The sequence below is a fragment of the Oceanospirillum linum genome (genome assembly GCF_001995095.2).
Classification (GTDB): Bacteria; Pseudomonadota; Gammaproteobacteria; order Pseudomonadales; family Halomonadaceae; genus Oceanospirillum; species Oceanospirillum linum.
In genome coordinates this window covers 1-396 of record NZ_MTSD02000218.1, presented here as the reverse complement: position 1 = coordinate 396, position 396 = coordinate 1, and the positions used below count along the sequence as shown (strand labels likewise).

Sequence of the window (396 nt, the reverse complement as noted above, 5' to 3'; positions counted from 1 at the left end):
TTTGTCACCGATGACGCAGGCAACCATTATATCTTCGTCAGTGAATTGGCCGCCCATACTCGTCATCTGTTGGCGAATCAAAAGGTGTCATGGATGCTGATTGCCGACGAACAAGACACACGCCAGATTTTTGCCCGTCGTCGTTTCACCTGCTTAGGGCGCGCGGAAGTGATCTCTCGTGACGCGCCTGAATATTCCCCACGTCTTGAACAGATGCAAGCGCAGTTTGGCGAAATTATTGATCTGCTGAAGAGTTTAAATGACTTTTATCTGATTAAACTTTGCCCAACACAAGCCACTTACGTGCGCGGCTTTGGGCAAGCTTACCGTTTAACGGGTGAGGGACTCAACGACATTGAGCATCTGCAACGGAGTTGATGCGATCAGATTGTCGAC

The 396-nt window shown here is 49.2% G+C and carries 1 protein-coding gene; it reads left to right on the top strand.

Annotated elements, in window-relative coordinates:
• Positions 1–378 (top strand): pyridoxamine 5'-phosphate oxidase family protein (locus tag BTA35_RS17395; RefSeq protein ID WP_078320928.1); only part of this gene is annotated, 378 nt, incomplete at its 5' end.
• Positions 379–396 lie beyond the last annotated feature (18 nt).